General features: G+C 64.3%; 20 protein-coding genes. 13 read left to right on the top strand and 7 right to left on the bottom strand.

Translation table 11 applies throughout. The features are described 5' to 3' along the window. The first annotated feature begins 16 nt into the window (after positions 1-16). The 4 genes from tmk to PBR20603_RS05265 all read left to right on the top strand — a co-directional run bounded on the left by tmk (position 17) and on the right by PBR20603_RS05265 (position 3,407). Positions 17-652: a dTMP kinase gene (gene tmk / locus PBR20603_RS05280; RefSeq protein WP_150558913.1), complete on the top strand. Its 636-nt coding sequence runs from the start codon at positions 17-19 to the stop codon at positions 650-652. A gap of 153 nt (positions 653-805) precedes the next feature. Continuing rightward, positions 806-1,846: a DNA polymerase III subunit delta' gene (gene holB, locus PBR20603_RS05275; RefSeq protein WP_150558507.1), complete on the top strand. Its 1,041-nt coding sequence runs from the start codon at positions 806-808 to the stop codon at positions 1,844-1,846. A gap of 29 nt (positions 1,847-1,875) precedes the next feature. Continuing rightward, entirely contained in the window at positions 1,876-2,658 is a 783-nt protein-coding gene (locus PBR20603_RS05270; protein ID WP_150558506.1) for a TatD family hydrolase, read from the top strand. A 74-nt stretch (positions 2,659-2,732) separates the two neighbouring features. Then, positions 2,733-3,407, top strand: a complete 675-nt coding sequence (locus tag PBR20603_RS05265; protein WP_150558505.1) for an ankyrin repeat domain-containing protein — start codon at positions 2,733-2,735, stop codon at positions 3,405-3,407. 36 nt (positions 3,408-3,443) lie between these two features. Here the strand turns inward: PBR20603_RS05265 and PBR20603_RS05260 are convergent, their stop codons facing one another. From PBR20603_RS05260 to otsB, 3 genes are read right to left on the bottom strand one after another with little or no spacing between them, the layout of a single operon-like run. Then, positions 3,444-4,250: a crotonase/enoyl-CoA hydratase family protein gene (locus PBR20603_RS05260; RefSeq protein ID WP_150558504.1), complete on the bottom strand. Its 807-nt coding sequence runs from the start codon at positions 4,248-4,250 to the stop codon at positions 3,444-3,446. 34 nt (positions 4,251-4,284) lie between these two features. Then, positions 4,285-5,706: an alpha,alpha-trehalose-phosphate synthase (UDP-forming) gene (gene otsA / locus PBR20603_RS05255; protein ID WP_150558503.1), complete on the bottom strand. Its 1,422-nt coding sequence runs from the start codon at positions 5,704-5,706 to the stop codon at positions 4,285-4,287. Beyond that, entirely contained in the window at positions 5,703-6,524 is an 822-nt protein-coding gene (otsB, locus tag PBR20603_RS05250) for a trehalose-phosphatase (protein WP_150558502.1), read from the bottom strand. Before otsB ends, otsA begins: the two co-directional genes overlap by 4 nt. Before the next feature lie 355 nt (positions 6,525-6,879). Between otsB and PBR20603_RS05245 the strand changes: the two genes are divergently transcribed. Continuing rightward, positions 6,880-9,471, top strand: coding sequence for a PepSY domain-containing protein (locus PBR20603_RS05245; protein WP_174977788.1), 2,592 nt, complete (start codon positions 6,880-6,882; stop codon positions 9,469-9,471). Positions 9,472-9,568: 97 nt separating this feature from the next. Continuing rightward, complete coding sequence (locus PBR20603_RS05240) at positions 9,569-9,853, top strand: acylphosphatase (protein ID WP_150558500.1); 285 nt, start codon at positions 9,569-9,571, stop codon at positions 9,851-9,853. 143 nt (positions 9,854-9,996) lie between these two features. On the opposite strand, the gene PBR20603_RS05235 is transcribed toward PBR20603_RS05240, so the two are convergent. After that, a complete protein-coding gene (locus tag PBR20603_RS05235; protein WP_150558499.1) occupies positions 9,997-11,640 on the bottom strand; it encodes a methyl-accepting chemotaxis protein in 1,644 nt (547 codons plus the stop codon). A 272-nt stretch (positions 11,641-11,912) separates the two neighbouring features. On the opposite strand from PBR20603_RS05235, the gene PBR20603_RS05230 reads away from it, so the two are divergent. Continuing rightward, the gene (locus tag PBR20603_RS05230; RefSeq protein WP_150558498.1) at positions 11,913-13,562 is read left to right on the top strand and encodes a sensor histidine kinase; all 1,650 of its coding nucleotides are present in this window, start codon (positions 11,913-11,915) and stop codon (positions 13,560-13,562) included. Here the strand turns inward: PBR20603_RS05230 and trhA are convergent. From trhA to PBR20603_RS05215, 3 genes are all read right to left on the bottom strand, one after another. Beyond that, complete coding sequence (gene trhA, locus PBR20603_RS05225) at positions 13,553-14,197, bottom strand: PAQR family membrane homeostasis protein TrhA (protein ID WP_150558497.1); 645 nt, start codon at positions 14,195-14,197, stop codon at positions 13,553-13,555. The two genes, PBR20603_RS05230 and trhA, sit on opposite strands and share 10 nt — an antisense overlap. 28 nt (positions 14,198-14,225) lie before the next feature. Continuing rightward, positions 14,226-14,783: a peroxiredoxin gene (locus PBR20603_RS05220; RefSeq protein ID WP_174977787.1), complete on the bottom strand. Its 558-nt coding sequence runs from the start codon at positions 14,781-14,783 to the stop codon at positions 14,226-14,228. Positions 14,784-14,943: 160 nt separating this feature from the next. Then, entirely contained in the window at positions 14,944-15,456 is a 513-nt protein-coding gene (locus PBR20603_RS05215; RefSeq protein WP_150558496.1) for an Lrp/AsnC family transcriptional regulator, read from the bottom strand. 172 nt (positions 15,457-15,628) lie between these two features. Here PBR20603_RS05215 and ilvB point away from each other — a divergent pair, with 172 nt between their 5' ends. The 6 genes from ilvB to astA all read left to right on the top strand — a co-directional run bounded on the left by ilvB (position 15,629) and on the right by astA (position 22,757). Further along, positions 15,629-17,449: a biosynthetic-type acetolactate synthase large subunit gene (ilvB, locus tag PBR20603_RS05210; protein WP_150558495.1), complete on the top strand. Its 1,821-nt coding sequence runs from the start codon at positions 15,629-15,631 to the stop codon at positions 17,447-17,449. 194 nt (positions 17,450-17,643) lie between these two features. After that, positions 17,644-18,423 carry a basic amino acid ABC transporter substrate-binding protein gene (locus PBR20603_RS05205; protein WP_217425942.1) on the top strand — a complete coding sequence of 260 codons (780 nt, stop codon included), beginning with the start codon at positions 17,644-17,646 and terminating at the stop codon, positions 18,421-18,423. Positions 18,424-18,573: 150 nt separating this feature from the next. Then, positions 18,574-19,326 (top strand): amino acid ABC transporter permease, encoded by a 753-nt coding sequence (locus PBR20603_RS05200; RefSeq protein ID WP_150558494.1) that lies wholly within the window; start codon positions 18,574-18,576, stop codon positions 19,324-19,326. Further along, on the top strand, positions 19,310-20,032 hold the full coding sequence (locus PBR20603_RS05195; RefSeq protein WP_150558493.1) for an amino acid ABC transporter ATP-binding protein: 723 nt from the start codon (positions 19,310-19,312) through the stop codon (positions 20,030-20,032). Before PBR20603_RS05200 ends, PBR20603_RS05195 begins: the two co-directional genes overlap by 17 nt. Before the next feature lie 211 nt (positions 20,033-20,243). Further along, the gene (locus tag PBR20603_RS05190) at positions 20,244-21,485 is read left to right on the top strand and encodes an aspartate aminotransferase family protein (protein WP_150558492.1); all 1,242 of its coding nucleotides are present in this window, start codon (positions 20,244-20,246) and stop codon (positions 21,483-21,485) included. A gap of 207 nt (positions 21,486-21,692) precedes the next feature. Then, on the top strand, positions 21,693-22,757 hold the full coding sequence (gene astA, locus PBR20603_RS05185) for an arginine N-succinyltransferase (RefSeq protein ID WP_174977824.1): 1,065 nt from the start codon (positions 21,693-21,695) through the stop codon (positions 22,755-22,757). The last annotated feature ends 10 nt before the right edge of the window (positions 22,758-22,767 follow it).

The following is a 22,767-nucleotide window of genomic DNA, read 5'->3' as shown; positions in this document are numbered from 1 at the left end:
CCCCGTGGCATCGGCAGTGGCGCCGGGCAAGTTCGTGACCTTCGAGGGCATCGACGGTGCGGGCAAGAGCACGCACGTCAACGCCTTCGTCAGCGCGCTGCGGCAGGGCCTCGCCAGCGTAGGGCGTAACGTCGTCGCCACGCGTGAGCCCGGTGGCACGCCATTGGGCGAGGCGCTGCGCAAACTCGTGCTCGACGAGCCGATGGATATCGAAACCGAAGCACTGCTGATGTTCGCAGGACGCCGGGAGCACCTGGTGAAAGTGATTGAACCGGCACTCGCACGCGGCGACTGGGTCGTCTCCGACCGATTCACCGATGCGACGTTTGCGTATCAGGGCGGCGGGCGCGGTCTGTCGATCGATAAGCTCACGACGCTTGAGCGTTGGGTACAGGGCACACGTCAACCCGATCTGACGATCCTGTTCGACCTCGACCCGGCGATTGCCGCTGCACGGCTGGCGGGCGCCCGCGCACCGGACAAGTTCGAGCGTGAATCCGAGGCGTTCTTCACGCGGGTCCGCGAAGAATATTTGCGTCGCGCCGAGGCATCGGGCGGCCGGTTCATCGTGATTGACGCTGCACAGAGTATCGAAGCGATTGCCGGGCAACTCGCGGGCGTGTTCGCCCGACTGGGCGTGCCCGGGCACTGAGCCCGCGCACGCGCGATAATCCGCTTGTTTCATCGATAACGGGACACCCACGGGACATTGAACATTGGCAGGACGCACTGGGCAAATGCCGCCCCCTTCGTCTGACCGCTGCCTTGTTCCGCCCAAGACGCATCTTCCGGCCAAGGAGCCCACATGCTGTATCCGTGGCAGTCGCAGGATTGGACACGCCTTAACGACCTGCGCGCCCAGATGCCGCACGCGCTGCTGTTGCAGGCCGTGCCGGGCATCGGCGAGATCGAGCTTGCCCGTACGTTCGCACAGGCGCTGCTGTGCGAATCGCCGCGCGACGACCATTTGCCGTGCGGGACGTGCGCTGCGTGCCAGTGGTTCGCCAGCGGCAATCACCCGGACTTTCGTGCCGTCTGCCCGGAGGCATTGGCGGACAGCCTGCCGGGGGCCGAGGCCCGCGCCGAGGCCGACGGCGACAAGAAGACCAAGACGCCGAGCAAGGAAATCAAGATCGAGCAGGTACGCGAGGTGATCGACTTTGCAAGCGTCGGCTCGCATCGCCAGGGGCTGCGTGTGGTGCTGCTGTATCCGGCAGAGGCGCTGAACGTGCATGCAGCCAACGCATTGCTCAAGACGCTCGAGGAGCCGCCAGAAGGGGTCATCTTCCTGCTGGTGACGACCCAGCCCGACCGCCTTTTGCCGACCATTCTCTCGCGCTGCCGTCGCTTGGTACTCACGCGTCCGGACGGCGCTCAGGCCTCGCAATGGCTGATGGCCGAAGCGGGTCTCGATGCGGCCAAGGCCGCCGCCGTGCTGGCCGAAGCCGGCGGCGCGCCGCTCGCGGCGCGTGCGCTGGCCGAGCCGGAAGAGCGCGGCTGGCGCGACTGGCTGCTCGGTCAGCTGGCGCAGGGCGCGGCGATCGACGCCTTCGCGTGCGCCGAGCAACTGCACAAGGGCAGCTTGCCGGGCATTCTGGAGACGTTGCAGCGCTGGTGCTTCGATGTCCTGGCCGAGCGCATGGCCGGCACCGTCCGCTTTTTCCCCGGTCACGCGCAGGCATTGCGCCGTTGTGGCGACACGACGGACGATGTCCACCTGCTGGGTTTCCTGCGTGAACTCGCCCAGCAGCGTCAGGTGCAGAACCACCCGCTCAATACCCGCGTGCTGCTTGAGGCCCTTTTCCTGCAATACAAACAGTTGTTCGGCGGACCGGCATCGCTTTGATGCAGACCACCGGCAACCGATCGCACATCATGTTCATCGATTCGCACTGTCATATCAATTTCCCGGAACTGGCCGAGCAGATGCCCGAGCTGCTCGCACGCATGCGTGAGAACAAGGTGAGCCACGCGTTGTGCGTCTCGGTCGATCTGCCCACGCTGCCTCAAGTACTCGAGATCGCGGCACAGCACGAGAACGTGTACGCCTCGGTCGGTGTCCATCCCGATTATGAAGACACCCCGGAGCCCAGCGTCGACGATCTCGTTCGTCTTGCCGCCACGCCGAAGGTGGTGGCAATCGGCGAGACCGGGCTCGACTATTACCGCCTGGACGGCCGCAGCATCGAGGATATGGAGTGGCAGCGCGAGCGCTTTCGCACGCATATTCGCGCGGCGCGCGTCACGGGCAAACCGCTCATCATTCACACGCGCTCGGCCGCCGACGACACGCTGCGCATCATGCGTGAAGAGCAGGCAGGCGAGCCCGCGGGGGTGATGCACTGCTTCACCGAAAGCTGGGATGTCGCGCAAGGCGCGCTCGATCAGAACTTCTACATCTCGTTTTCGGGCATCGTTACGTTCAAGAGCGCGCGCGATCTGCAGGACGTGGCGCGACGTGTGCCGCTCGAGCGCATGCTGATCGAGACGGATTCGCCGTATCTCGCCCCTGTGCCTTATCGTGGCAAGCTCAATCAACCCGGCTACGTGCGTCATGTGGCCGAGTTCATCGCCGACCTGCGCGGCGAGCCCTTGCAGAAGATCGCCGACGTGACGACGGAGAACTTCTTCCGGTTGTTCGCGACGGCCAAGCCCTGACCCCTATCAACCGATTGACCCGATTGACCCGATTGTCTCTACGTTATTCACCGGACTACCGACAGGAGCCCCCGATGCGCAAATTTTCGATGATCCGAGCCTGGATGTTGCTCAGTGTGCTTTGGCTGACGGCGTGCGCCACCGCGGCCACCTCCAACACAGCACTGGTCAAGGCCGTCGTCTTCAACGACACGAAGGCCGTCGCCCAGGCGCTGAAGGCGGGTGTCGATCCGAACTCGACCGACGAGAAGGGCAACCCGCTGCTGGTGATCGCCATGCGCGAGAAGTCGGTCGACGTTGCACGTCTGCTGATTGACGACAAGCGCACGGATCTCGATGCGACCAATGCTGCAGGCGAGAACGCGATGATGATTGCGTCGCTGCAAGGCCTCGCGCCGATGGTCAAGCTGTTGATCGACAAGGATGCAGAGGTCAACAAGAAGGGCTGGGCACCGCTGCACTACGCGGCGACCAACGGGCACGACGATATCGTGCAGATCCTGCTGGACGCCTCGGCTTACGTCGATGCCGAGTCGCCCAACGGCACCACGCCGCTCATGATGGCGGCGCGCGGCGGGCATATCACCACATGCAAGGTGCTGCTCGACGGCGGGGCGGATGTGCGCCTGAAGAACCAGATCGGTTTGTCGGCCATCGACTTCGCCACGCAGGCGAATCAGAAAGAAATCGCCGACGGGCTGCGTAAGCGCCTCGAACAGGTGCAGCAGTCGCGTCCGGCGGGCAAGTAAGGCAGTCGTCGAGCGTCGCCGCAGCGGCACGGCCGGTCACGGCTTGTCGCGCGGCGCCCCGTGACGGCCCGCGCCGCCAAGAAATTCGCGGGCACCGGCGATCCCCTCGGAGAACACCACCGCATGTCCGGCCGCGCCTTCCTGGCGCAGCGCGGCTTCGAGCGACATATCCCATTGCGCGTAGGCCGCCCGGCGGTCGGCGCGCAGGGCGCCTTGCGGCAGTGCGGCGAGTTGTTGTGCCAGTGCGACCGCCCCCTGGCGTGCCATACCCTCCGGCACCAGCCGGTTGACCAGTCCGATTTCGTAGGCTTCCTGCGCACCGACGGCGCGTCCCGTGAGGATCATGTCGAGCGCACGGCTCATACCGATCAGCCGCGGCAGACGCACTGTGCCGCCATCGATGAGTGGCACGCCGAAGCGCCGGCAGAAAACGCCGAACGTTGCCGAATCGTCCGCCACGCGCAGGTCGCACCATAACGCCAACTCCAGTCCGCCCGCTACGGCATGCCCGCTGACGGCCGCGATCACGGGCTTGTCCAGATGGCGGCGTGTGAGTCCCATCGGGCCGTCGCCGCTGCCATCGGGCGTGACCTCGTTGCGGCGTTCGGGATCGTCGAAAGCCGAGAGGTCTGCGCCCGAACAGAACGACGCGCCTTTGCCGCACAACACCGCCACACTGGCGTTGTCGTCCCCCTCGAATGCCAGCAAGGCGTCACGCAAGGCGGCAGCCATGTGGCGATCCACCGCGTTGCGCCGCGCGGCGCGTGCGAGTGTGACGATGGTCACGGCCCCGTCGGTCTCGACTTCGACGCAGGGGGCCGCAGAGGGATCACGTTGGCTCATGGCATGACTCCTGGCGGTGCCGGCGTCTTGCTCGTCAGGCGGCGGCCGGTTGAGGGCAGCGCATCAGGGCCGGTCTGGCCGCGCCTTTCGGTGCGCGAAGATCGGCAATGAAGCGATCGCGCCACGTCGACAGATTGTGCTCGCGCAATGTCAGCATCATGGTGGTGTGGCGCGCCTGACGCTCCGACAGCGACATGTTCAGCGCGGTGCGCAGCGCCTCGGCCATGCCGTCGATGTCGTACGGATTCACGATCAGCGCCCCGTCCAGTTCCTGGGCAGCGCCCGCGAAGCAGGACAGCACCAGCACGCCGGGGTCCGCCGGGTCTTGCGAGGCCACATACTCCTTCGCGACGAGATTCATGCCATCGCGCAGCGGCGTGACGTAGCCCACTTGCGACGCGCGGAAGAACGACATCAGCACCTCGTGATCGTAGCGTTTGTTGATATAGCGAAGCGGTGTCCAGGCGAGATCCGAGAAGCGGCCGTTGATATGGCCCGCCTCGGCTTCCAATTGGCGGCGGATCTCGCCATATCCCGCGACGTCCGAGCGGCTTGGCGGGGCGACCTGCACGAAGCTCACCGTTCCTTGCTGGTTCGGCCACAGTTCGAGCAGACGTTCGAAAGCGCGGAATCGCTCCAGCATCCCCTTCGAGTAATCCAGACGGTCCACGCTCATGATCAGCTTGCGCTCCTGCAACCCCTGCTTCAGATCGAGAATGTGCTTGACCGTGGCGCGGGCTGTCGCTTGCTGCTGAATCTCGTCTGGATAGACGCCAATCGGGTACACACCTGTGCGCAGCGTGCGGTCATAGGCGGTCACGGTGCCGTCGTCGTGCAGCGTGGCCCCGGCGTGTCGCACCAGATAGTCGGTGAAGGCCGTGCGGTCGGTTTCGGTCTGAAAGCCGACGAGATCGTATTCGCACATGGCGCGCACCAGGGCTTCATGGGGCGGCACGGTCATGAGCACTTGCGGCGACGGAAACGGAATATGCAGGAAGAAGCCAAGTCGCTGCTTCAACCCGATCTGGCGGCAGGCCTGCGCAAATGGCAGCAGATGGTAGTCGTGGACCCAGATCAGATCGTCGTGCTCGAGCAGTGGCGAGAGCAGCGCGGCGAAGCGCGCGTTGACGTGCCGGTAGCCGTTGTAGTCGTCGCGCTGGTAGCGCGTGAGGTCGTCGCGATAGTGAAACGTTGGCCACAGGGTCGCATTCGAAAAGCCGCGGTAGTACGTGTTGTAGTCGCGGCGCGTGAGCGGCACGGTGGCAAAGGTGACGTTGTTGCGATGGGCGATCTCGGGCGCGCTCGCCGGCTCGGCGTTGATTTCTCCGTTCCAGCCGAACCACATGCCTCCGGTGTCTTTGAGCGCGTCGAACACGCCGATCGCCAGACCGCCGGCCGTAGGTTTGCCTTCGGTGATCGGGGCAACCCGGTTCGAGACGATGACTAAGCGGCTCATGCTCCATTCTCCTGTGAAGGTTGGCGTGGGGAGGTGTGACGCAACGTCAGCAGCCAGGCCGTCAGCGCTTCCGGCGACGGCAACCGGTGACGGGCACAAGTCTCACCTTCGCCGATCTTGATCGTGATGCCGCCCAGCGCATTCACGTCGGCAAATCCGGCCTCGTCGGTCAGGTCGTCGCCGGCAAACAGTGGCGTTCTGCCGGCGAACGGGGCCTCCTTCAGTAGCGTGGCGATGGCGCGGCCCTTGCTGACGTGGCGCGGCCGCAACTCGAAGACGAACTTGCCGGGTTGCAACACGAAGCGCTCGGCATGCACATCGGCCAGGGTGCGCATCGTGTCGCGTGCGACACCCGCCAACTCGGGCGCATTGCGGTAGTGCAGCGCGAGGGCGCTGCCCTTGTTTTCCAGCAAAAGGCCGGCGTGCTGGGCGACGAGCGCTTGCAATGGGGCGACCATCGACGCGACCCGGGCCGCGTCGACGGCATGGCCCTCGGCCCGGATCAGATCTCCGTCGGCATGACGAATTTCGGCGCCGTGCAGGCCAGCGGCGGGCACACGTAACGGGGCGAGCAGGCCGTCGATGTCGTCGATGGCGCGCCCGGAGACGACCGCGATAGCGCCCTGCGTACGCTCGAACAGTCGGGCCAGCACACTGGCGGTATCACGCGGCAGCCTGACCGCATCGGGACGTGGCGCCAGCGGTGCCAGCGTGCCGTCGAGGTCAAAGAAGAATGCCACCGTGGCAACGTCGACATCGCAAGTGTCGGCTGGTGTCGTCGCCGGTGGGGCACAAGGGGAAGACGCTAAGGGTTGCATGGCACTCCGTCGCTGTCGTGCCGCAGGTCGAAAGGTCGTATCCGGGGCCGAGCGGCGGGCGCAGGGGGAAGGGGGACGAGATGTGACTTGCGGCGATTCGGTGGGCGGGAGCGCGGACATCCGCGCCGATAAATTCATCCTAACCGTTCAAAAAGCGACGGGGGGTCGTCCTTTCTATGAAATTCCTGTCGGATGGGGCCTACAAGGTGGGGAAAGTTAAATGGGTATTGAATATGAGAATCGTTTGCAATACCATTCGACAATTGCCGCAAAGTGCTCCATCGGGGATTGCGGTTCGGCACACCTGCCACGCACGCGCCACCATCGGCGCACGGACGTGCGTTGGACGACAACAATGATGAAAAGACTGTGGTTTCAGTTGCACTGGTGCTTCGGCATTACGGCCGGGCTGGTGCTGGCAGTGGTCGGACTCACTGGCGCGCTGCTTTCCTATTACGAAGAACTCACCCGCGCCTTCAGCCCGGGCGTGATGACCGTGGCCGTGCGCGATACGGCGCCGTTACCGATTCCCGAGCTGATTGCGCGGGTCCATGAAGCGGTGCCCGACCGGCGCATTCTGCTCATGACCGTGACGCGCGCGCCGGAAGACGCCGTCGGCGTGCGGCTGTCGATCGGTGACGGAACGCGCGGCGAGACGTACTTCGTCGACCCTTATACGGGGCAGATGCTCGGCCGTTCGCAGGCCGATGTCGTCTTCCGCTTCATCATGGATATTCACCGCTTCCTCACGGTGGATGGCATCGGCAAGCAGATCACGGCGGCCGCCACGCTATTGCTGTTCCTGCTGGCGTTGAGCGGCCTGTATCTGCGATGGCCTCGCCGCATCGGCAACTGGCGCGCGTGGTTCCATATCGACTTCAAGAAGCGTGGCCGGCCGTTCCTCTGGAATCTGCACGCGGTGATCGGCACGGTAGTGTTGGTGCCTTATCTGCTGTCGGCCACGACGGGCCTCTATTGGTCGTACGACTGGTGGCGCGGCATGCTGTTCTCGATGGCCGGTGTGCCCCAGCCGGTGCGAAATAAGCCGGCTGCGCCACCGAAGATGGCCGGGAAAGGTGAGGGCAAGAAGGCGGCGTTGCCGGATCTGACCTCGACACCGGCAGACGACATGAGCCGGGTGTGGAGCCGTTTCACGGCCCATGTGCCTGACTACACGAAGGTTTATCTGCGCCCGGCACAGAAGCCCGGCGGACCGTTGCAGGTGACGTGGCTCGACAAGTCGGTGCCGCATGAGCGGGCGTTCAGCCGCATGGATGTCGAGGCGGCGTCTGGCGAGATTCGCAACGAGGATCGATACGCCGAGAAGACGACCGGCGCACAGTTGCTGACGAGCATCTACGCGTTGCATCGCGGCAGCTTCTTCGGGCAGGCGGGCATCATCGTCATGATGTTCTCGAGCCTGATGATGCCGGTGTTCTTCGTCACGGGGTGGATGCTCTATCTCGACCGTCGCAAGAAGAAGCGCGCGTTGGCGGCATCGCGCCCGGTCGTGGAGAAACATGGCGCTGAGGCACCAGTGGCGGGCACGTCACTGGCGGAAGAGGGCGTGCTGATCGGCTACGCGAGCCAGAGCGGCGTAGCCGAAGGCCTCGCATGGCAGACGGCCGGCATGTTGCAGGGGGCGGGAGTTCCGGCGCAGATCCAGCCGCTGGCCCGCATCGGTCAGGCACAACTGGGCACGGCCAAGCGGGCGCTGTTTATCGTCAGCACGTTCGGTGATGGCGAGCCGCCCGATAGCGCGCGCCGGTTTGCGCAGCAGTTGATGAATCAGGCGATGGCGCTGCCGACGTTGCGTTTCGCGATGCTCTCTTTGGGCGACAGCCATTACGACCGATTCTGCGGATTCGGCCGCAAACTCGATGGCTGGCTGCGCGCGCAGGGCGGTGTGGCGGCATTTGAACCCATCGAAGTCGACCGGGGCGATCCTGGCGCATGGGCCCGTTGGCAGGAGCGGCTTGGCGAATGGCTGGGCCGCCCGCTCGTGTCTTCGAAGGCCGACGATAGCCCTCGCTTCCAGTCGTGGCCGCTGGCCGAGCGCCATGTGCTCAATCCCGGCAGTACCGGGTTGCCGGCCTATCACCTGGCCTTCACGCCGCCACCGGGGGCCCAATGGGTCGCGGGCGATCTGGTCGAGGTGCTGCCACGCCATACGGCCGCACGCGTTGAAACCTTCCTTGCCGGCAGCGTCTGGGCGTCCGACGTGAGGGTGAGCGTTGCCGGACGCGAGACGACGTTGGGCGACGCACTGCGCGAGCGCGTATTGCCCGATGCCGCGCCGCCGGCGGGTATCGATCTGCCGGCGTGGCTGGCGCGTCTGGCGCCGCTGCCTGAGCGCGAGTATTCGATTGCATCCACACCGGATGAGGGCCAACTGATGTTGCTGGTGCGTCAGGCACGCAATCCCGACGGCTCGCTGGGGCTCGGTTCCGGCTGGCTCACCGACGGCGTGGCGTTGGGCGAAAGCGTAACGATGCGCGTACGTCCGAACCCCGGCTTCCACGGTCCGGCGCACGCCTGCGGCATGATCCTGATCGGCAATGGCACCGGCCTGGCGGGACTGCGCTCGCACCTCGCCGAACGAATCGCGCAGGGGCATGTGCGCAACTGGTTGATCTTCGGTGAGCGTAAGGCGGCACACGATCGTTTCTACGACGCGACGTTGCGCGCGTGGCAGGCGCAGGGCGGCATCGCACGTCTCGACCCTGTGTATTCGCGCGATCAGGCGCGGCGCATCTACGTACAAGACCGGGTGCGGGCGTTGGCCGAGGACATTGCGGCCTGGGTGGCGGACGGTGCGTCGATCTATGTGTGTGGCAGCCTCGCTGGCATGGCCCCTGCGGTGGATGCTGCGCTGGCCGACGCGATCGGCGTGGATGCCTTGCTCGATTTGTCGGCGCAAGGGCGGTATCGCCGCGACGTCTATTAGGCGTGTACCGGCGTGTGCTAACGTAGTGAAAGGGCTCGACGTTGATCGAGCCCTTTTTCATCGTCTCGGACATCCATCGATTGCAGCAGGAGGGGCAATGACGGCAACGTGGCAGATCGTAGTTCGCGGGCGAGTTCAGGGCGTCGGCTATCGCGCCGCATGCGTGGTCGAGGCGCGCAGGATCGGGCTCAGCGGGTGGGTGCGCAACCGTCGCGATGGTGCGGTCGAAGTCATTGCACAGGGCGAAGCCGCTCAGTTGCTGGCGATGTGCGAGTGGATGCGTCAGGGGCCGCCGGGGGCGCAGGTGTCGTCCTGCGACATCGATAAAGCGTGGGTGGCGCAGGCGCCGCTCAAGGGCTTCGAGCAACGCGTGAGTCTTTGAAGTGACGCCGCAACGCTTGCGTTGCACGGCATCTTGGGGAGGCTTTCCGGCATCCTGAGACGCGCCCGTCATGTCGACGAGGCGGCGTCAGAGGATGCCCGAGGTCACGACGTACGGGGCGGCCGGTGATAGGGGTGCGGCATTCAGGCGGCGAGCGCCAGTTTGCCCGGCGTTACGTTGAGCGTGACGTCGCCGGTGCTGCCCCTGGACGAATGCGCTGAGTCGTGGGCCGACAGACGGAACAGCGCTACCGATTCGCGCAGACGCGCCGCCTGTGCCTCGAGCGCTGCCGCCGCGGCAGACGCTTCTTCCACGAGCGCGGCGTTCTGTTGCGTCATCTCGTCCATTTGTGTCACGGCGCGATTGACCTGTTCGATGCCGCTCGACTGCTCGACGCTGGCGGCCGAGATCTCGCCCATGATGTCGGTTACGCGTTTGACCGACTGCACCACTTCCACCATCGTGGCGCCAGCGCGCTCGACCAGACGGGTGCCGGTCTCGACGCGGTCGCCCGATGCCTCGATCAATCCCTTGATCTCCTTGGCTGCCGACGCGCTGCGCTGGGCGAGCGTGCGGACTTCGCCCGCGACGACGGCAAAGCCGCGCCCCTGTTCGCCGGCACGTGCGGCTTCGACGGCGGCGTTGAGCGCCAGAATGTTCGTCTGGAACGCGATGCCATCGATGACCGTGAGGATGTCGGTGACCTTCTGCGACGCTTCGGCGATATCGCGCATCGTCGTCACGACCTCTTGCACGACGTCGCCCCCCCGCGAAGCGGTATCCGATGCCGTAACGGCCAACTGGCTGGCGGCACGCGCATTCTCGGCGTTCTGCTTGACGACGGCCGTCAGCTCTTCCATGCTCGCCGCCGTTTGCTCCAGCGACGACGCCTGAGATTCCGTGCGTTGCGACAGATCGGCGTTGCCGTCGGCAATCTCGCGGGCGCTCGCGTGAATGGCTTCTGTACTCTCGCGCACGGTGCCGACCGTGGCGGCAAGACCATCGCGCATCCGGCCAAGCGCGCCGAAGAGCTGCCCCATCTCATTGCGCGTGCGCTGTTCGACTCGCTGGCTCAGGTCGCCCGCAGCCATGCGCTCGAAATGCGAGATGACTTCGCGGATCGGACGCAACACGGCGCGTGCGAGCATCGCACGGCCCCACAGTGCGAGCAGCAGGGCAACGGCCAACGTCACCCCCATCGCAATACGCATGATGTTGTAGCGCTGCTGGGCGGCTTCGAAGCGAGTCTTCTGCCGCGCGACCTGAATGTCCTGCAACTCGCGCAGGGCGGAATCGAGGGCGCTATAGGCGGGCGGCGCGACGCGTGCCTGAATCTGGTGGAACCCGGCCACGTCGCCTTGCTTGAGGGCGTTGAGCGCTGGCGTCACCACTTTGTCGAAAAAGGCACGGCGCTTCTCGTCGGTTGCCTTGGCCAACTCCGCTTCGTGCGCATCTTCTTTGGGACGTTTCAGATAATCCTTCCAGAGTGCGTCCGAGGCGGCGATGTACTGTGTGCCCCGATTCAGCACTTTTTCGGACTCTTCCGGATTCGCGCCGAGGCTGACGTAAGAGGCGTAGGTCGCCATCGACAGACGGGTCCGCAGAATCTGCTCGCCAGTGCCCTTGAGTTCGGCCAGGGCGGGCGTGTCTTCCGTGGCCATCTTGCTCAGGGATTCATTGCTGGAACTGAGCGCCTGAAGGCCCAGAACGCTGGCGAGGACGAGTAGTGCACCAAGCAAACCTAGGACCAGTGTCAGGCTGGTCCGAATCGTAATGTTCTTATACATATGGATCGATGGATTGAATGCCCAGGTCGCGGAGCGCGTGCGTGCGGCCTCCCCGCCAGTCGGAAAGTGGAAGACGGGGCATAGGGATTATCGGCAGATGAGAGGCGGAACTTGAGTCATTCGGCTCGGACGATTCCGAAAGTGCGGGCGTCCACAAAATAAGATCGGAATTTGCGCAGTCGCAACGGTCTTGCAAAAGGCCAGACTTGAAGGCTCCTGCAGTTCTTCAGTACGCCGAAGCGCGTGAATCGTGATGAGGCGTCAACGACGCGATGAATCTCGACAAATTCAATTTCCGGTGTGGCGGCGCCGATGCCGGGCGGTATGAATCGGATGGGCGGCAAGCGGCGGCAGCGCCCGGTCCGCAAGGGTATGGAAGGGACGGCCGTGAGGACGTCAGCATTTTTCGGATGGCGCTGGTGCACGAGCTACGGGCCCCGTTGCAAGTGCTGCAAGGGCATCTGGACGCACTATGCGGCGATGTTGCCGGCGACGGCGGCATGCGTGCCGGCGCCGGGGGGATTGCGCCTCGCGAGCGGCTTGGCGCCATGCGCAGCATGCTCGGCGTGGTGGCTGGCGCGGTGGACGACGTGCTGCAACTGGGCCAAGGCGAGGTCATGCATCTGCCGTTGCGGGAAACCGTCTTCGAGGTGCGCGTGTGCCTCGACGAGGAGGTTGACTCGTTTGCGGGCACGGCCCATGCGAAAGGGCTCATTCTGGGGTGCCACATCGCCGACGACGTGCCCGTCATGATGCGGGGAGACGCCGGTCGCTTGCGCCAGATGCTGCGAACGCTGCTCGACAACGCGTTGAAGTACACCGTTTGCGGTGGTGTTGCGGTCAGGGCGTCTTGGGGCGCTGGTCCGGCGCAAGACGCTCACCGGCGCGTGTCGGCCGAGCCCGGGCGGCGAGGTGGTGTGGGGGCGGGGCAACTGACGATTCACGTCAGCGACACCGGGCCGGGAATCCCTGCGGGCATGGAAAACGCGGTGTTTGCGGCGTTCGCCCGCGCGGATCGCTCAGTGCCCGGCACAGGGTTGGGACTGTGGATCGCCCAGCAATGGGCGCAGCGCATGGGCGGCTCGCTGTGCGTGGAGCCGTCGACATCGGGAGCGCAGTTTCGCCTATCGGTGCCCTTCGGCATGCCTTGCGCGAAACCTGCTGGCCCGCAAGACAGGGCCGTGTCGTCGCCGTTGGCCGCAGAGGTGCCCGTTGCCCGCGTCGATGTGCGTTCCGGGCTGCACGCGTTGGTGGTCGACGACCACGTCATGAATCGCGCCATCCTCGCCGATCAATTGACGTCGCTTGGGTGCATCGTCGAGCGTGCGGAAGATCTGACCGAGGCGTTGTTGCAATGGATTTTGCATGATGTCGACGTCGTGCTCACCGATATACAGCTCGGCGGCGCGTGCGGTCTGACGCTGGCGAAGACGTTTCGTGCGCTGGCGCCGGCCCTTGGCCGCCGGGCGCCCATTGTGTTCGCGGTGACAGGGTCGGTGGTGGGGGCGCGTGCGGCCCGGGAGGCCGGTATCGACGATGTGCTGACGAAGCCGGTGTCACGACTGCGGCTGGCCCAGACGCTCGCAGTGCGGTGGCCATGTTCCGGTGTCGTGGGGGATGAGGCGGTGGGGTCGGAGGTTGGGCCGGACGCCACCGGTCAGCTCCCGAAAGCTGCGAGGCCGTCGCTGCTGGATGACCCCTACGCGCGGCGCATGATGCGTGAGGAAATGGCGAAGGATCTTGCGCGTTTTCGCCGGTTGATCGCAACGCGTCGCCCGGCAGATCTGGATGCCGCACAGGCGTTGCTGCACCGCATGCGCGGTGCGTGCAGGATGTTCGGGGACCCGGCGTTGACGGCGCGATGCGACCGGCTATCCGAAAAGCTGGCGGATTGCCGGATCACACCGGACGATCAGAGATAGCGGCAGACGGCGAGATAGTGGCAGGCGGTGCCGCCAATGGCGAACAGATGCCACACGAGATGCCCGAACTTGATATGCCCGTCGAGCGAATAGAAGACAGCGCCGACGGTGTAGGCGATACCGCCTGCATAGAGCCATCCCGCACCGGGGCCAGGAATGGCGGCGAGTACCGGTCCGGCCACTAAAACGGCCATCCATCCCAGACCGATGTAAAGCAGGGTGGAGATGAGCGGCCGATCGAGCAGGCCGAGTGTCTTCGCGATCAGCCCGGCAATGGCCATCGCCCATACGCCGGTGAGCAGCGGCCAGCCCCACGGGTCGTGGAGGATCTTGATGGTGAAGGGGGTGTAGGTTCCGGCAATGAAAAGAAAGATTGCGCAGTGATCGACGCGCATGAACAGCTGTTTCGCGCGACCGTCGGGTAGTCCGTGGTATAGCGCGGAGGCCAGATACACGACCACCATCGTGACGGCGAATACGCCGATCCCGATTTGCTGCACCTGACTCGGCAAAGGAGGGCGGACGGCCGTGAAAAGGAAGGGAATCGCAGCGAGGGCCGCCAGGCAGGCAATGCCATGACTGACGCTATTGGCGAGTTCCTCGCTTCGAGTTTGTGCGCGTGCTATGGCTTTCATGCCGCATCGTCCCGTAAATTCGCCGTGCTCAAGCAGGATGCGCAGCGCGCCACTTGCGGACGGCTTCCATGGTGTTGGCGACGTGTTTGTCCGGATCGAGGCTCACGTAGCTGTAGATCACCTTGCCGTCCGGGGCGATGACGTACGAGACGCGATTGGCGTAATCGGGCTTGAGCGAGAGCACGGCGTCATAGGCGCGCATGATGTGCTGGTCGGTATCGGCCGCCACGGCAAACTTGCTGCGGCACTCGGACACGGAGAACTTGTTGAGCGTATCGATGTTGTCGTGCGAGACGCCGATGACCGTCGCGCCCAACGCCTTGAACGCGTCAGTTGCCTCGGCAAAGTCGTGGGCTTCGATCGTGCACCCTTGGGTAAATGCCGCAGGATAGAAGTACAGCACGACAGGGCCGTTCTTGAGCGCGTCGGCAAGCGAGAAGGTGAACACTTTGCCGCCGAGCGATGCCTGCGCAGAGAAGTCCGGCGCGGGCGCACCGTTTTTCAGGGCGGCATGCGCGGGGATGAAGCACCATGCCGTCACGCCGATGATGGCGGCTGCGGCAGTCAGTCCGAACCAACGTTTCATGCAAGGCTCCCATAGTGGATGCTTAAGGATAGAGGCTTGCGGGGGCGCTGTCCAACGTGTGCCGACGTTTTCAGCGACGCCTGTAGTGGCCGCTTCGATATGCGTCAGGGCGACCCGCAGACTACCGCCCGCTGCGCGACATGATGCTGTCAGCGCAATGTCATGCCGTGCCGGAGGCAGATCCCGCAGGCCCCCCGAGATGCGCCACGCCCTGCCCAATGGGCAGTACGGTCGTCGACTTGATCTGCGAGAGGGCGATCATCGAGTTGACCTCCTGCACCATCGGCAACTGGGAAAGCCGCTCGAAGAAGAAACGCTCATAAGCGTCGACGTCGCGCGTCACGATGCGCAGCAGAAAGTCGACATTGCCCATGAGCACATGGCATTCGAGGACTTCGGGGAATGCCTGGATCGCCTTCGAAAACTCCGGCAGCGCGTTGCGGTTGTGACCGGCCAGCTTCACATGGGCGAAGAGCATCACGTTCAACCCAACCTTCTTGCGGTCGACCAGCGCGACGCGCCGCTCGATGACACCTTCGGCATCAAGCCGGTCGATGCGGCGCCAACATTGCGATTGCGACAGACCGATGCGCTCGCCGATTTGGGCGGCCGAAAGCGAAGCATCCACCTGAAGGAGTGCGAGAATTTTCTCGTCGAATTCATCGATTTGCATGATTAATTCCTTTGAAGTATGAAATTTGAATGAATCATGTGAAATCAATGGAAATTTGTCAACGATACGCGAAGCATTTACTGGCTGATGGCCGTATGCTTGAGGCTCATTAGGCATATTTGCCGCAACAATCCGCCCCAGTTCGATTGAATCTGCAGGAAATTACGTACCCATGAAACTCGACCTGACTTTGCCTGCTACCGAGACCGCGACAGGTGCCGTCGCCCAGCCTGTTGCCCCACTGTCTGCCAAAGGCGCAGACCTCATTGCGCGCACGCTGGTCGAAATTGGCGTCGACACGGTGTTCTGCTATCCGGGCGGAGCCAATCTCGAGATGCTCGACGCGCTCTCGCGCGTGGCCATCACGCTGGTACGAACCGAGCATGAGCAGGGCTCGGTTTTCGGTGCGCAAGGTTATGCGCGTGCCACTGGCAAGCTCGGTGTCTGTCTGGCGACGTCTGGCCCCGGCGCGACAAATCTGGTCACGGGCATTGCCGATGCCGCAAGCGATTCCGTGCCGGTGCTCGCCATCACCGGTAACGTTGCAACGCATTGGCTCGGCAAGAACGCGTTTCAGGAAGTCGACATCGTCGCCATCACCAAGCCCGTGACGAAGCTCGCCCGGCAAGTGCGCGAGCCGCGCGACATTCCCGCAGCGGTTCGAGAGGCGGCCGCCTGCGCGCTCGCGGGCCGGCCCGGTCCGGTTCTGCTCGATTTCCCGAAAGACATTCAGCAAGCACGCCCCGATCAGCCGACGGACAAACGTTTCACGGCGCCGGTGCCGGCCGGGATGAGCGACGAAACCGCCCAGCGTATCGCGGCATTGCTGGCGAAAAGCGAGCGCCCGGTGATCTACGCCGGGGGCGGTGTGGTTGCCTCGGGCACCGGCGCGCGGCTTGTGGCGCTGGCCGAAGCGCTCGACTGCCCGGTGGCGCTCACGATGATGGGTCTCGGCGCGATGCCGGACGACCATCGGCTGCTGCTCGGGCCACTCGGCATGCACGGGGCGTATGTGGCCAACGTTGCGGTCAACGAAGCCGACCTCGTGCTGGCGCTTGGCGTGCGCTTTGACGACCGGGTGATCGGCGATCCGTCGTCGTTTGCCCGGCACGCGAAGATCGTCCATGTCGATGTCGACGCCGCCGAAATCGGCAAGAACAAGCCCGTAACGCTCGGCGTGCATGCGGATCTGCGTGACGCGTTCGCCGGTCTGCTAACCCACGCGAAGCGCCGCGACGTGCCGGACTGGCATGCCTACCTGCGCGAGCGCCGCGAGACGCATCCGCTGCGCGCACCCCAGCCGGTCGCCGTTGGCGAAGCGGGGGGGCTGACGGGCGTCGACGTCATCACGGCGCTGGCGGCGCTGCTGCCCCCGGAGGCTGTCGTGACCACCGGCGTTGGACAACATCAGATGTGGGCGATGCAACACCTGCGGCTTCGCCAGCCGCGCACTTTCCTGTCCAGCGCGGGATTCGGCACGATGGGCTTCGGCCTGCCTGCGGCCATTGGCGCCAAGGTGGCACTGCCTGACGCGCCGGTGGTCGACATCGACGGCGACGGCAGCCTCAATATGTCTGTGAACGAACTGTCGACGTGCCGCCGGTACGGGTTGGGCGTCAAGGTGCTGGTTATCAACAACCAGTGGCTGGGCATGGTCCGGCAATGGCAGGACATGATCTACGCGCGCAATCGCGTAGCGTCGTCGCTGGTCGACCCGAACGTGCCCGAGGGCGCCGACGACGGTCGGCCGTATCCGGACTTCGTCACCATTGCCGCCGGTTACGGTGTGGCAGGCGCGCGCGTCACTCGCCCCGAGGAATTGCCCGCCGCGCTCGCCCGCATGCTCGAAGACCCGAGCGAGCCGTATCTGCTGGATGTTCTCGTCGCCCGTGAAGACGACGTCTATCCGATGATTCCCGCCGGCAAAACCTATCGCGACGTGGTCTTTGGTCCCGGGCAGGCCGCCGGGCCCATCGCGGCAGGCGCGTTCTGAGGTGTCGCCAACCGGGCCGGACAAGGGCGGGAACTGGCATTGCCCGCGTCCGGCTTGCATTATCGCCGCATGAGAATTGCGCGGCACGTCGCGAGATCGCAACGACAGCCCCCGCTTCGGCGGGTTTTTTTCGTTTCGGAGGCGTCGAGGAGTATCATTGCGCTCTTTCAAGAATTCTCGCCAAGGAAATCAACATGTTGACGAAGCGCCTCGTGCTGGCTGCCGCCTGTTTTCTGACGACATTCGCTGCGGTGCCGGCCGCGCAGGCCGCCGATCCCACCTACACCGTGGGTGCCGGCGGCACGTATCGTCCGTTCGAGTTCGAAACGCCGCAAAAGGAACTGGTCGGTTTCGATATCGACGTGATCAAGGCGATCGGCAAGGCAGGCGGATTCAACGTGAAGCTGGTCAGCACGCCGTGGGAAGGCATCTTCGCCACGCTGGATCAGGGCGATCGCGACATCATCATTTCCGGCATCACCATTACCGACAAGCGTCGTGAGATGGTCGACTTCTCGGCCCCGTACTTTCCGGCCGATCAGGTCATCATCACCTCGCCGGGCGCCAAGGTTGCCGGTCTGGCCGATCTGAAGAAGCTGCAAGTGGGCGTGGTCAATTCGAGCACGGGCGACATCGCCGTCTCGGACGAACTGGGCAAGGCGAGCACGGCGATCCGCCGCTTCGATAACACGCCGCTGATGCTCGAAGAGCTGTATCGCGGTGGTGTGGACGCTGCCGTGGGCGATGTCGGCGTGATCAAGTTCTACATCAAGAGCCACCCGGAAAAGCCGTTCAAGCTGGTCTACGACAACAAATTCAAGCGCCAGTACTTCGGCATTGCCGTGAAGAAGGGCAACAAGGTGGCGCTCGACAAGATCAACACCGGCCTGAAGAAGATCGTGGCTGACGGCACCTACGCCAAGATCTACAAGCAGTGGTTCGATGCCGACGTGCCGACGCTGCCGCAACAGTAAGCAACGCGTGTAAGATTCGCGCCACGCGCGCCAGACATCTGGCCACTCGCGGCCCGTGAGCTGATCGTCGATGACCGACGTCAACCCCCGGGCCGCGAGCGTTTTTCTGCCGGGCAGCCGGTTCGTTTCATTTTGTGAGAAAGGTGCTTCATGGGTGGGTTCCAGTGGAACATCATCAGCGAATACATGCCCCTGTTCGTCGAGGGTACGCTGATGACGCTCAAGTGCACGGTGATCTGTGTGATCGCCGGCACGTTACTTGGGCTCGTGCTTGGCGTCGGCCGTCTGGCCGAGGCGCGCCACGGCTTCTACAAGTATTTCCTGCGCTACGCGGTGCAATACCCGGTACGCTTCTACGTCAGCTTCTTCCGCGGCACGCCGCTGTTCGTACAGATCCTGCTGATCCACTTCGCGCTGATGCCGTTGTTGATCAACCCGTCGGGTGGTTGGTTCGTGAGCGGCGACCTGGCGCGCGAAATCCGTTCGCAATACGGCGCGTTCATGTCGGCGGTGCTGGCGATCTCGCTGAACGCCGGGGCGTACGTTTCCGAAATTTTCCGCGCGGGCATTCAGTCGATCGATCGTGGTCAGGCCGAAGCCGCCCGCTCGCTGGGCATGACCTACATGCAGACGCTGCGCCGCGTCGTGCTGCCGCAAGCGTTCCGCCGCATGCTGCCGCCGCTGGGCAACAATGCCATCGCGATCGTGAAAGACTCGTCGCTGGCGTCGGCCATCGGTCTGGCGGAGCTGGCCTACGCTGCCCGCACCGTGTCCGGTGCGTATGCCCGCTACTGGGAGCCGTATCTGACGATTTCGCTCATCTACTGGGTGATCACGCTGGTGCTGTCGGCATTTGTTCAACATCTGGAAACGAGGTACGGCAAAGGTGATCGTCGTCAATAACCTGCAGAAGCAGTACGGCGAGGCGCACGTGCTGCGCGGCATTTCGTGCCGCATCGAAGAAAGCGAAGTCGTTTGTGTGATCGGGCCGTCGGGCTCGGGCAAGAGCACGTTCCTGCGCTGCCTGAATGGTCTGGAAGACGTGAGCGGCGGTGAAGTGCTCGTCAACGGCTTTCACGTGGAAGATCCCAAGACGGACATGAATGCCATGCGCGCGAGCGTGGGCATGGTGTTTCAGCGCTTTAACCTGTTCCCCCATATGTCGGTGCTCGAGAACCTGATTCTCGCGCCGATGCAGGTGAACGGCATCAAGCGTAGCGAGGCCGTGACCATTGCCGAGCAACTGCTGCGCAAGGTCGGCCTGATCGACAAGATCGACGCGTTCCCGAACCAGCTCTCCGGCGGTCAGCAACAGCGTGTGGCCATCGCACGAGCCCTTGCCATGCAGCCCAAGGTCATGCTCTTCGATGAGCCGACCTCGGCGCTCGATCCGGAACTCGTGGGGGAAGTGCTCGAAGTCATGAAGTCGCTGGCCGATGAAGGCATGACGATGGTCGTCGTGACGCACGAGATGGGCTTTGCACGCGAAGTCTCCGACCGCGTCTTCTTCATCGATCAGGGTGTGATCATGGAAGAAGGCAAGCCGGAACAGATCTTCTCGGCCCCCAAGCACGAGCGCACGCGCGAATTCTTGCGCAAAGTCCTGTAATTCTCACGATTGCGACGCGCGCAGAGGTATATCCGCGCGTCGCATCTGATTACAATGCGGGGGTACGCGCGCCGAGTGCCGTTCGCAGGCTGGTTCGTCAGCGGCGCGTCGCAGGCACCCTGAGCCCCAGCCAGGTTTTTTCACAGGGCAGTGACCGTTGTCCGGGCCTGCCCCGCAATCGAAGATTGCACTCCGATTTCTCGAGGTAGTCATGAGCCAGCCAATCGCTGTGACCCGCCAGACGTTCGACGACGTGATGGTGCCCAATTACGCTCCCGCCCAGATGGTGCCCGTGCGCGGCGAAGGCTCGCGCATGTGGGACCAGGAGGGGCGCGAGTATGTCGATTTCACCGGCGGGATCGCGGTCAACGCGCTCGGCCATGCCAATCCGGAACTGGTAAAGGTCATCGAAGCGCAGGCGCGCAAGGTCTGGCACATCGGCAACGGCTACACCAACGAGCCGGTGCTGCGTCTGGCCAAGGCACTCACCGAGGCGACGTTTGCCGACAAGGCGTTCTTCTGCAATTCGGGCCTCGAAGCCAACGAAGCCGCGCTCAAGCTGGCGCGCCGCTACGCCTACGATCACGCCGCCGAGCGCGGCGGCAAGGAAAAGAGCGAGATCATTTCGTTCTACAACTCGTTCCATGGCCGCTCGCTGTTCACCGTCAGTGTGGGTGGTCAGGCGAAGTACACCGAAGGCTTCGGCCCGATTCCGGCCGGCATCATGCATCTGCCGTACAACGATCTGAAGACCGTCGAGGCAACGATTTCCGACGCCACGGCGGCCGTCATCGTCGAGCCGGTGCAAGGTGAGGGCGGTGTGTTGCCTGCCGATCCGGCGTTCCTGCGGGGTCTGCGCACGCTGTGCGACAAGCATGGCGCGCTGCTGATTTTCGACGAAGTGCAGACGGGGGTTGGCCGCACCGGCACGCTCTACGCGTACGAGCAATACGGTGTGACGCCGGACATCCTGACCACCGCCAAGGCGTTGGGCAACGGCTATCCGATTGGCGGCATGCTCACCACGAGCAAGATCGCGGCGAGCTTCTCGCCGGGCACGCATGGCTGCACGTACGGCGGCAACCCGCTCGCCACGGCGATCGCCGGACGCGTGCTCGAGCTGATCAACACCGCCGAGACACTGAACGGTGTGAAGGCGCGCCATGATTATTTCGTCAAGGGTATCGAAGCGATCAATGCGCGTCACGGCGTGTTCGAGCGGGTGCGCGGCATGGGCCTGCTGATCGGTGCGGTGCTCAAGCCTGAGTTCGCAGGCCGCGCGAAGGACATCGTGGTGGAAGCCGAAAAGCATGGTCTGATGCTGCTGGTGGCCGGGGGCGACGTGGTGCGTTTTGCGCCGTCGTTGAACATCCCGTTTGCCGACATCGACGCCGGCCTCGCGTCGCTGGAAAAGGCGGTGGCGACGGTTGCCGCGACGGCGAAGGCAGCCTGACGGCATCTCGCCTCACTACGATCTGAGCCGCAGCGCGCAGAACTTCGGGCCGGACCGGCGGATGACGTCGCTCCGGCCCTTGTTTCACCCACTTCGCCGGATGTGCCCATGACCCGTCAAACGAAAATGGCGATTCCCCCTCACGTGGCAGCGCCGGCGACGCCGGTCGCATTGACGGACTTCCCAGGCGATGACGCGGCGACGTCGCTGCGAGTGGTTCGTCTGGCGCGTCCGGGCGATCTTGCCGCGTTGCTGAAGCTCGCGGCGCTGGCTGGCCCGGGCATGACGTCGTTCAAGCCAGATCAGGCGGCGCTCGAGGCGCGTCTGGCGCGTGTTGCGGCCACCGTGGAGGGGCACGCGCCCACGGGCGAGCAGGGCTACCTGTTCGTGATGGAAGACGTTCGGACCGGCGAGATTGCGGGCGTGTGCGGACTGGAAGCCGCCGTCGGGCTGGAGCAGCCGTTCTACACGTATCGCAAGGATACGATCGTGCATGCGAGCCGCGAGCTGAATGTCTGGTCGCGGATGTTGACGCTCTCGCTCTCGAACGACCTGACTGGCTACAGCGAACTCTGCTCATTGCTGCTCGATCCGGCGTGGCGCGGGTCCGGCAACGGGGCGTTACTGTCGAAGGCGCGCTTCCTGTTCATGGCGCAGTTCCCCGAACGTTTCGGTCCGCAGGTATGCGCCGAGTTGCGCGGTTATTTCGACGACGAGGGGCGGAGCCCGTTCTGGCAGTCGCTAGGCCAGCATTTCTTCAAGATCGATTTCGATCAGGCGGACTATCTCACGTCGATCGGCAAGAAGTCGTTCGTCGCCGAGTTGATGCCGAAGTACCCGATCTACGTGGACTTTCTCTCCCCGCAGGCGCAAGCCGCCATCGGCGTGACGCATCGCGACACGCTCCCGGCGCGGCGTTTGCTGGAGCAGGAGGGCTTGCGCTGCGGCGCACATGTCGACATTTTCGACAGCGGCCCCGTGCTCGAAGCCCGTGTCGCGGACTTGCGCGCCGCCCGCGACAGCCGTTATCTCAGCGTGAACGTCGCATCGAGTTCCGCAGAAGATGGCGGTCCGGCACAGGCGGTGCCGCACACCGAACCGTATCTCGTCGCCTGTCTCGCACTGGACGGCTTTCGGGCCACGCTGGTCACGGGACGCCCTGAGCGACGTGCGTTCACCCTCAGCCCCCTCGCGGCGCAGGCGCTTGGCGTCAGACAAGGCGACCGCATTCAGGTGCTGCCCCTCAAACCGCCGCGCGCCGAAGCGGTATAAGCCGGCGCGC

Origin of the sequence: Pandoraea bronchicola (assembly GCF_902459805.1) — a bacterium.
Taxonomy (GTDB): Bacteria; Pseudomonadota; Gammaproteobacteria; order Burkholderiales; family Burkholderiaceae; genus Pandoraea; species Pandoraea bronchicola.
The sequence above is the reverse complement of the archived record's forward strand: the minus strand, read 5'-3'. Positions and strand labels throughout refer to the sequence as shown.

Bases quoted from the DNA above. Each gene is read 5' to 3' on its own strand.
- holB (WP_150558507.1), top strand. From the start codon at position 806: ATGCTGTATCCGTGGCAGTCGCAGGATTGGACACGCCTTAACGACCTG.
- PBR20603_RS05270 (WP_150558506.1), top strand. From the start codon at position 1,876: ATGTTCATCGATTCGCACTGTCATATCAATTTCCCGGAACTGGCCGAG.
- PBR20603_RS05265 (WP_150558505.1), top strand. From the start codon at position 2,733: ATGCGCAAATTTTCGATGATCCGAGCCTGGATGTTGCTCAGTGTGCTT.
- PBR20603_RS05260 (WP_150558504.1), bottom strand. From the start codon at position 4,250: ATGAGCCAACGTGATCCCTCTGCGGCCCCCTGCGTCGAAGTCGAGACC.
- otsA (WP_150558503.1), bottom strand. From the start codon at position 5,706: ATGAGCCGCTTAGTCATCGTCTCGAACCGGGTTGCCCCGATCACCGAA.
- otsB (WP_150558502.1), bottom strand. From the start codon at position 6,524: ATGCAACCCTTAGCGTCTTCCCCTTGTGCCCCACCGGCGACGACACCA.
- PBR20603_RS05245 (WP_174977788.1), top strand. From the start codon at position 6,880: ATGATGAAAAGACTGTGGTTTCAGTTGCACTGGTGCTTCGGCATTACG.
- PBR20603_RS05240 (WP_150558500.1), top strand. From the start codon at position 9,569: ATGACGGCAACGTGGCAGATCGTAGTTCGCGGGCGAGTTCAGGGCGTC.
- PBR20603_RS05235 (WP_150558499.1), bottom strand. From the start codon at position 11,640: ATGTATAAGAACATTACGATTCGGACCAGCCTGACACTGGTCCTAGGT.
- PBR20603_RS05230 (WP_150558498.1), top strand. From the start codon at position 11,913: ATGAATCTCGACAAATTCAATTTCCGGTGTGGCGGCGCCGATGCCGGG.
- trhA (WP_150558497.1), bottom strand. From the start codon at position 14,197: ATGAAAGCCATAGCACGCGCACAAACTCGAAGCGAGGAACTCGCCAAT.
- PBR20603_RS05220 (WP_174977787.1), bottom strand. From the start codon at position 14,783: ATGAAACGTTGGTTCGGACTGACTGCCGCAGCCGCCATCATCGGCGTG.
- PBR20603_RS05215 (WP_150558496.1), bottom strand. From the start codon at position 15,456: ATGCAAATCGATGAATTCGACGAGAAAATTCTCGCACTCCTTCAGGTG.
- ilvB (WP_150558495.1), top strand. From the start codon at position 15,629: ATGAAACTCGACCTGACTTTGCCTGCTACCGAGACCGCGACAGGTGCC.
- PBR20603_RS05205 (WP_217425942.1), top strand. From the start codon at position 17,644: ATGTTGACGAAGCGCCTCGTGCTGGCTGCCGCCTGTTTTCTGACGACA.
- PBR20603_RS05200 (WP_150558494.1), top strand. From the start codon at position 18,574: ATGGGTGGGTTCCAGTGGAACATCATCAGCGAATACATGCCCCTGTTC.
- PBR20603_RS05190 (WP_150558492.1), top strand. From the start codon at position 20,244: ATGAGCCAGCCAATCGCTGTGACCCGCCAGACGTTCGACGACGTGATG.